This is a genomic window from Cognatiyoonia koreensis, assembly GCF_900109295.1.
Classification (GTDB): Bacteria; Pseudomonadota; Alphaproteobacteria; order Rhodobacterales; family Rhodobacteraceae; genus Cognatiyoonia; species Cognatiyoonia koreensis.
Genome location: NZ_FOIZ01000004.1, coordinates 20,777 through 27,956 on the forward strand (window position 1 = coordinate 20,777; position 7,180 = coordinate 27,956).

Below are 7,180 nucleotides of genomic sequence, written 5' to 3' on the forward strand. Positions count from 1 at the left end.
TGATTTCGAGGCCCCAATGTCCATCCGAGCGATGACGCGAGATTACGCGTCACCAGACAACCGCCAAGCTGTTTTTCACTTGATTGTCACGTTCGTCTGCTATTTCGGCGCGATCATTGCCGGAACACTCGGTTGGGGAAATGTCTTGTTGACGGCGGTTTCTGTCGTTGCGTTCATGTGCGGGACAATGCGCATGTTTGGCATCCAGCATGACTGCGGCCACGGTTCCTATTTCACATCGCGCAAGGCAAATGACATCGTTGGTGTGCTGTCGGGTGCGATCACGGCCAACCCGTATTACGCCATGCAATACAACCACAACCAGCATCATGCTTATATCGGCAATCTGGACCGGATGGAAAACCATGAGGTGCTGACCTGGACCGTGCGCCAGTATCAGGACGCATCAATCTGGGGAAAGTTGTTCTATCGCACCTACCGCTCGTTGCCGTCGATTTTCTTTATCGGCCCGGTTTTTGTCATCATGGTCCGCTACCGCTTTCCAAAGAACGCGCTGAAAACCGGTTTGGTCGATGTCGTTGTGCAAAATCTGATGATGGCCGCGCTGTGGGGTGGTGCCTATCTTTTGGGTGGCTGGCCCGCATTTGCGTTTATGGCGCTGGCGATGACGGTCACAATTTGTGTTGGCGTGTTCATGGTCTACGTCGGACACAACCACGAAGAAACCTATTGGGCCAGCGGCCCTGACGTCGATTTCGAGGAAGCATCATTGCGGGGATCGTCGGTCATCGACCTTGGCTGGTTCTATGATTTCATGACCTTCAATTTCGCTTACCACGATCTGCACCACCTCAATTCCCGCATTCCCGCCTACAAGCTCAAGCAATGTCACATTGATCTGTCCGATCATCTGGAACCCACGCGCCTGACGCTGATTGAAGTAGTGAAATGCATCCAGTGGAAGCTTTGGGACGAAGAACAGGGCAAGATGGTTCGCTTTTCCGACCTGAAACAACCGGGCTTGCTGCACCCGGCAGAATGACTAGCCGGCGGACTCCATATGAAACTGCCAGCGGGGATCAGACCGGTGATCTTTGCCCTGATGCGCCGCCAATCGCGCCACGTAGTCGGCACCGCAAAGGTGATGCAGCCGTTGAACGTCTGGCAAGGCCATCGCTTGCGCATGGATCGCATCGAATTGGTCAGTAAACCGGAGCGCCGATTGATCGACCATGCCGTTGCGGTTGCGGCGCTTGAAGAAATCATCGGTATATCGGTCCTTGAACGCGCTTGCGCTTGGTGTCCCGCGTTTCATGTCGAAATGCTCGGCAGAGCGCAGCACGTAGTGGTTCATCTGCGCGGTCTCATGGCTGATCTCGTCCTGCGCAAGAAAGCGGATCGGGTGCGCGTCGGCTTGGGCAAAGCGGGGCAGGGGCCTGCCATCTGCAGTGATCCATGCGTTTTCCGGGGCAGCCCAGTCGCCGCTGAATTCATGCGGCGTATGCGCCCCCATCCGGCGAAAGACGGTCGGGTAGCGGTACAGCGATTTGAAGGGGCGGTTGACCAGCAGGTTTGACAGCCCGCAGCGTTTGAACTGACGATGGGTCAGGCCCGGTTGATAGCGTTGCCATCCGCCGATCCCGAAGGTTTTCCAGCTGAACGCCACACCCAGAAACGGCGATGGCAGCGCCGCAAGAAGGCCCTGGATCGTGTCGGTGGCGTGCAGGACCAGAAACTCGTCTACATCGCAGACAAGCACCCAGTCCGCCCGCCGCACGGTGTCACTGTCGTGCAAGACCCGGTGCGCCGAAATCTTTGGCGGCAGGTCAGGACGTGGTGTGTGTTTGATATGTTTGACCCAGCCCGCATCCTGCAACGCGTCCAACAGTGCGGGCGAATGATCGGTGCAGTCGTTCGTCGCCACGATGATGCGAAAGCCAAGCATGCGATACCATGCGACCCATTCCACGATGAAGGGGCCTTCGTTACGCATTGCTGCGGCAACGACACAGTCAGAGGATTCATGCGTTGTCATTGCCGTCGTAAAGACCAGAAGTCCCCGCTGGCGTCCATCATCCTTCGCTGCTACCGCTTGCGTCATGCAGATTTCGGACAACACACGCGGCGCGCTGTTGATGGTCGGCTCGATGGCGGCCTTCACCTTCAACGATGCATTCATGAAGGCGCTTTCGGGCGAACTGCCGCTGTTTCAGGCCGTGTTCCTGCGTGGCCTGTGCGTGACGCTGTTCCTGACGATCCTTTGCGCCGCCCTTGGCCAGTTGCGGCTGGGGTTCAGCCGCATGGATTGGTGGCTGATTGCTTTGCGGGGCCTGTGTGAAATCGCCGTTGCCTATCTGTTCATCACGGCCTTGTTCAACATGCCGATCGCCAATGTTTCCGCAATCCTGCAGGCCTTGCCCCTGACGGTCAGCCTTGCTGCGGCGCTGTTCTTTGGCGAAGCCTTGGGTTGGCGGCGGCTGACGGCGATCCTGATCGGCTTTGTCGGCGTGGTGATGATCGTTCAACCGGGCGGGGAAGGGTTCAACATCTACGCGCTTTGGGTACTGGCGGCGGTAATCGGTGTGACCGTGCGTGACCTTGCAGCGCGGCGCATGTCGCGCGCTGTGCCGTCGGTCATGGCGGCGCTGATCGCGGCTGTCATGGTGACGGTTGCTGCGGGGGTGGCCTCTGCCTTCATCGCGTGGTCACCGGTCACCGGTGCATCCGGCATCAAGGTGCTGGCGGCGGCCTTTTTCATTATCGGCGGCTACGTGTTTTCCGTGTCAGCAATGCGGATCGGCGATGTCAGTGCCGTGGCACCTTTTCGCTATACCAGCCTGCTTGTGGCGCTTGTCATCGGGGTGGTGGTGTTCGGGGAATTGCCGAACACAATCGCCCTTGTCGGTGCTGCAATCGTCGTTGCGACCGGTTTGTTCACGCTTTACCGCGAAGGGCGGGCGCGGCGAAAGATACGGGCAGCCGAAGTATTCAAATAGGCTGCCCGCTGTTTGATCAGTCGCGGTATGCGGTGAACCGGCCATCGCCGGTCAATTCCAGATCGAAAGCGCCACGACCTTCGCCATCAATGGTACCATACAGCGTATCGGCCTCGTCGATGTCGGTGACGACCGTTCCGTTCAGGTCCAGATCGACGTTGGATTCGCGCAGGAACCCGTCGTTGTTCAGGACTGCAGTCAAATCACCACGCGCACTGGCGTTGAATTCACCAAGGCTGGTGACGCCATCGACATCAAGCGACCCCTTCAATTCCTGACTGTTGCGACGTTCCGAATTGAAACGGTCGATCAGATTGATGTCGTCGATTTCGCCACGCACCGCAGCCGGGTTGTTCGAACCGAAATCGGCGGTCAGTTCGACATCACCGATCATCAGATAGCCCGAGTCGTCGTTGAGCAGGGCACTGGACGTGAACTGACCCTCATAGGTGGCCCGACCACTGGGGATGTCGTTGACGACGGTAGGCTCCAGCAGGGAAGCCGCCTTGTTGTTCAGAACGGCATCGCTGTAGTCGGATCGATCAGCGGTCAAGGGCAGGGGGTCACCGCAAGCGGCCAACAAGCCGAGCGCGGTGAGGATGTAAAAGGGGCGGGTCATGAAGCGGTCTCCTGAGCAGACGGGAAAAAATGGAAATGATACCGGCTTCATGGCTCGTTTGGCCGGCACCTTGCGGACACTGTTCAGCAAAGGCCGTTGCTATCCAATAACGGGGTGGTCCGACGCTTGAAAACCGGCGAAACTTCACCATCGTGCCAAGAGGCAAGCGGTAGCGGGTTGCCGCTGTTGACAGCCCTATCGACTCCCCCTATACGCCGCTCATCCGGGCCTGAGAGGGAACTCTTACCGTCCGATATCAGAACTGAAGTGGGCAAGAACCGACCTAATGCTGGTTTGTTCCTCTGCAACGCACCGCACCAAACCTCCGGTAAGGGTTTGACTGCGGAATTTTTGTGCTTTTCGGATGCGAAAGGCATGTCTTGAAAAATCCGCGCAGACAAAGCGCGATACGTGAATAGATGGGAACATCAAACGATGCCAACGATTCAGCAGCTGATCCGCAAGCCGCGCCAGCCAAAAGTCAACAAATCCAAGTCCATGCACTTGGAATCCTGCCCACAAAAACGCGGTGTTTGCACACGCGTCTATACAACGACACCAAAGAAGCCGAACTCGGCGATGCGTAAGGTTGCGAAGGTGCGCCTGACCAACGGTTACGAAGTGATCTCTTACATCCCCGGTGAAAGCCACAACCTTCAGGAACACTCTGTGGTTCTGATCCGTGGCGGCCGCGTAAAAGACCTTCCAGGTGTGCGTTACCACATTCTGCGCGGTGTGCTTGATACCCAAGGTGTCAAAGACCGTAAGCAGCGCCGTTCCAAGTACGGCGCGAAGCGTCCTAAGTAAGGAAAAGATAGCATGTCACGTCGTCACGCCGCTGAAAAACGCGAAGTTCTGCCAGACGCAAAGTTTGGTGATAAGGTTCTGACAAAGTTCATGAACAACCTGATGGTTGACGGTAAGAAATCCGTCGCCGAACGCATCGTCTACAACGCCTTCGATCGCGTTGAAGACAAGCTGAAGAAGGCCCCGCTGGAAGTCTTCCACGAAAGCCTTGAGAACATCAAACCAAACCTCGAAGTGCGTTCGCGCCGCGTGGGTGGTGCAACGTATCAGGTGCCTGTCGAAGTGCGCCCAGAGCGTCGCGAAGCCCTTGCGATCCGTTGGTTGATTGCCGCTGCGAAGAACCGCAACGAAAACACCATGGAAGAGCGTCTGGCTGGTGAGCTGGTTGATGCGGTCAACGGCCGCGGCACAGCCGTCAAGAAGCGTGAAGACACCCACAAGATGGCCGACGCGAACAAAGCGTTCAGCCACTACCGCTGGTAAGAGGAAAGTACCTAGATGGCACGCGATTATCCCCTCGAGCGTTACCGGAACTTCGGCATCATTGCACACATTGATGCGGGCAAGACGACCTGTTCCGAACGCATCCTGTATTATACAGGAAAATCCCACAACATCGGCGAAGTGCACGATGGTGCGGCCACGATGGACTGGATGGAGCAGGAGCAGGAACGTGGCATCACGATTACCTCTGCTGCGACAACCACGTTCTGGGAACGCACAGAGAACGGCACCGAAGCTGACTCGCCCAAGCACCGGATGAACATCATCGACACGCCCGGCCACGTGGACTTCACCATCGAAGTCGAACGTTCGCTGGCCGTTCTCGACGGTGCTGTCACCGTACTTGATGCCAACGCAGGTGTTGAGCCGCAGACAGAAACCGTTTGGCGTCAGGCCGACCGCTACAAGGTGCCGCGCATCGTCTTCGTCAACAAGATGGACAAGATCGGCGCAGATTTTTTCAACTGCGTCCACATGATCGAAGACCGCACTGGCGCGACTGCCGTGCCTGTCGGTATTCCGATCGGTGCCGAAACCGAACTGGAAGGTCTGATTGACCTCGTCACCATGGAAGAGTGGTTGTGGCAGGGTGAAGATCTGGGCGCGTCCTGGATCAAGGCTCCTGTGCGCGACAGCCTCAAGGACATGGCCGAAGAATGGCGTGGCAAGATGATCGAAGCGGCCGTCGAAATGGACGACGACGCGATGATGGAATACCTCGAAGGCAACGAACCTGACGTGCCGACCCTGCGCGGCCTGCTGCGCAAAGGTTGCCTGGCGCTGAAGTTTGTTCCGGTTCTGGGTGGATCCGCGTTCAAGAACAAGGGCGTTCAGCCGTTGCTCAACGCTGTCATCGACTACCTGCCAAGCCCGCTCGACGTTGTCGACTATATGGGCTTCAAGCCGGGCGACGAGACAGAAACACGTAACATCCCGCGCCGCGCCGACGACGACATGGCGTTCTCTGGTCTTGCGTTCAAGATCATGAACGACCCGTTTGTGGGCTCGCTGACCTTCACACGCATCTATTCCGGTACGCTCTCCAAGGGCGACAACATGCTCAACTCCACCAAGGGGAAGAAAGAGCGTGTAGGCCGGATGATGATGATGCACTCCAACAACCGCGAAGAGATCGACGAGGCATTCGCCGGCGACATCATCGCGTTGGGTGGTCTGAAGGACACGACAACCGGTGACACGCTGTGTTCCGACAAGGATCCGGTTGTTCTTGAAACAATGACGTTCCCCGACCCCGTGATCGAGATCGCCGTTGAGCCCAAGACAAAGGGTGACCAGGAAAAGATGGGCATCGCGTTGCAGCGTTTGTCTGCCGAAGACCCGTCCTTCCGTGTCGAAACCGACATCGAAAGCGGCCAGACCATCATGAAGGGCATGGGCGAATTGCACCTCGACATCCTCGTCGACCGCATGAAGCGCGAGTTCAAGGTTGAAGCCAACATCGGTGCGCCGCAGGTGGCCTACCGCGAGACCATCGGTCACGCCGTGGAACACACCTACACGCACAAGAAGCAGTCCGGTGGATCCGGTCAGTTCGGTGAAGTGAAGCTGAACATCATCCCGACAGAGCCTGGCGAAGGTTATTCCTTCGAATCCAAGATCGTCGGTGGTGCGGTGCCCAAGGAATACATCCCTGGCGTCGAAAAAGGGATCAAGTCGGTCATGGACTCCGGTCCGCTGGCAGGCTTCCCCGTCATCGACTTCAAGGTCGAATTGCTGGACGGCAAGTTCCACGATGTGGACTCCTCGATCCTCGCGTTCGAAATCGCGGCCCGGATGTGTATGCGTGAAGGCATGCGCAAGGCGGGTGCGAAGCTGCTCGAACCGATCATGAAGGTCGAAGTCGTGACGCCAGAGGAATACACCGGCGGGATCATCGGCGACCTTACATCACGCCGCGGCATGGTGCAGGGTCAGGATACACGCGGCAACGCAATCGTCATCGACGCTATGGTGCCGCTGGCCAATATGTTCGGCTACATCAACACACTGCGTTCCATGTCTTCGGGCCGTGCGCAGTTCACGATGCAGTTCGATCACTACGATCCGGTGCCATCGAACATCTCGGAAGAGATCCAGTCGAAATACGCTTAATGGTGCGGCGGGGTGAACCCCGCCCTACCACATCATTGTAGGGCGGGGTCGACCCCGCCGCCCCAAACAAAAGTTGAAGGAGGCCATCATGGCTAAGGCAAAGTTTGAACGTAACAAACCCCACGTTAACATTGGCACGATTGGCCACGTTGACCACGGCAAGACGACGCTGACGGCGGCG

8 protein-coding genes are annotated in these 7,180 nt (G+C 57.5%); 6 read left to right on the forward strand and 2 right to left on the reverse strand.

Translation table 11 applies throughout. The annotated features are described in order from the left end of the window. Window positions 1-31: 31 nt before the first annotated feature. Window positions 32-1,003 (forward strand): fatty acid desaturase family protein, encoded by a 972-nt coding sequence (locus BMY44_RS17985; protein ID WP_165611886.1) that lies wholly within the window; start codon window positions 32-34, stop codon window positions 1,001-1,003. Here the strand turns inward: BMY44_RS17985 and BMY44_RS17990 are convergent, their stop codons facing one another. Next, entirely contained in the window at window positions 1,004-2,140 is a 1,137-nt protein-coding gene (locus BMY44_RS17990) for a glycosyltransferase family 2 protein (protein ID WP_242650609.1), read from the reverse strand. On the opposite strand from BMY44_RS17990, the gene BMY44_RS17995 reads away from it, so the two are divergent. After that, complete coding sequence (locus BMY44_RS17995; RefSeq protein ID WP_242650610.1) at window positions 2,109-2,957, forward strand: DMT family transporter; 849 nt, start codon at window positions 2,109-2,111, stop codon at window positions 2,955-2,957. The genes BMY44_RS17990 and BMY44_RS17995 overlap by 32 nt on opposite strands. Before the next feature lie 16 nt (window positions 2,958-2,973). Here BMY44_RS17995 and BMY44_RS18000 read toward each other — a convergent pair whose 3' ends face one another. Continuing rightward, window positions 2,974-3,576: a hypothetical protein gene (locus BMY44_RS18000; RefSeq protein ID WP_131801637.1), complete on the reverse strand. Its 603-nt coding sequence runs from the start codon at window positions 3,574-3,576 to the stop codon at window positions 2,974-2,976. Window positions 3,577-4,011: 435 nt separating this feature from the next. On the opposite strand from BMY44_RS18000, the gene rpsL reads away from it, so the two are divergent. The 4 genes from rpsL to BMY44_RS18020 form a co-directional block, all read left to right on the forward strand. After that, the gene (gene rpsL / locus BMY44_RS18005; protein ID WP_089997365.1) at window positions 4,012-4,383 is read left to right on the forward strand and encodes a 30S ribosomal protein S12; all 372 of its coding nucleotides are present in this window, start codon (window positions 4,012-4,014) and stop codon (window positions 4,381-4,383) included. 12 nt (window positions 4,384-4,395) lie between these two features. Beyond that, the gene (rpsG, locus tag BMY44_RS18010; protein WP_089997366.1) at window positions 4,396-4,866 is read left to right on the forward strand and encodes a 30S ribosomal protein S7; all 471 of its coding nucleotides are present in this window, start codon (window positions 4,396-4,398) and stop codon (window positions 4,864-4,866) included. A gap of 15 nt (window positions 4,867-4,881) precedes the next feature. Next, a complete protein-coding gene (fusA, locus tag BMY44_RS18015; protein WP_089997367.1) occupies window positions 4,882-6,999 on the forward strand; it encodes an elongation factor G in 2,118 nt (705 codons plus the stop codon). Between the two features lie 88 nt (window positions 7,000-7,087). After that, window positions 7,088-7,180: GTP-binding protein (locus tag BMY44_RS18020; RefSeq protein WP_018590913.1), on the forward strand; the 93-nt coding region annotated here is incomplete at its 3' end.

What these genes read in the sequence shown, in the direction of transcription:
- BMY44_RS17985 (WP_165611886.1), top strand. Translation starts at nt 32, where the DNA reads ATGACGCGAGATTACGCGTCACCAGACAACCGCCAAGCTGTTTTTCAC.
- BMY44_RS17990 (WP_242650609.1), bottom strand. Translation starts at nt 2,140, where the DNA reads ATGAATGCATCGTTGAAGGTGAAGGCCGCCATCGAGCCGACCATCAAC.
- BMY44_RS18000 (WP_131801637.1), bottom strand. Translation starts at nt 3,576, where the DNA reads ATGACCCGCCCCTTTTACATCCTCACCGCGCTCGGCTTGTTGGCCGCT.
- rpsG (WP_089997366.1), top strand. Translation starts at nt 4,396, where the DNA reads ATGTCACGTCGTCACGCCGCTGAAAAACGCGAAGTTCTGCCAGACGCA.
- fusA (WP_089997367.1), top strand. Translation starts at nt 4,882, where the DNA reads ATGGCACGCGATTATCCCCTCGAGCGTTACCGGAACTTCGGCATCATT.
- BMY44_RS17995 (WP_242650610.1), top strand. Translation starts at nt 2,109, where the DNA reads ATGGCGGCCTTCACCTTCAACGATGCATTCATGAAGGCGCTTTCGGGC.
- rpsL (WP_089997365.1), top strand. Translation starts at nt 4,012, where the DNA reads ATGCCAACGATTCAGCAGCTGATCCGCAAGCCGCGCCAGCCAAAAGTC.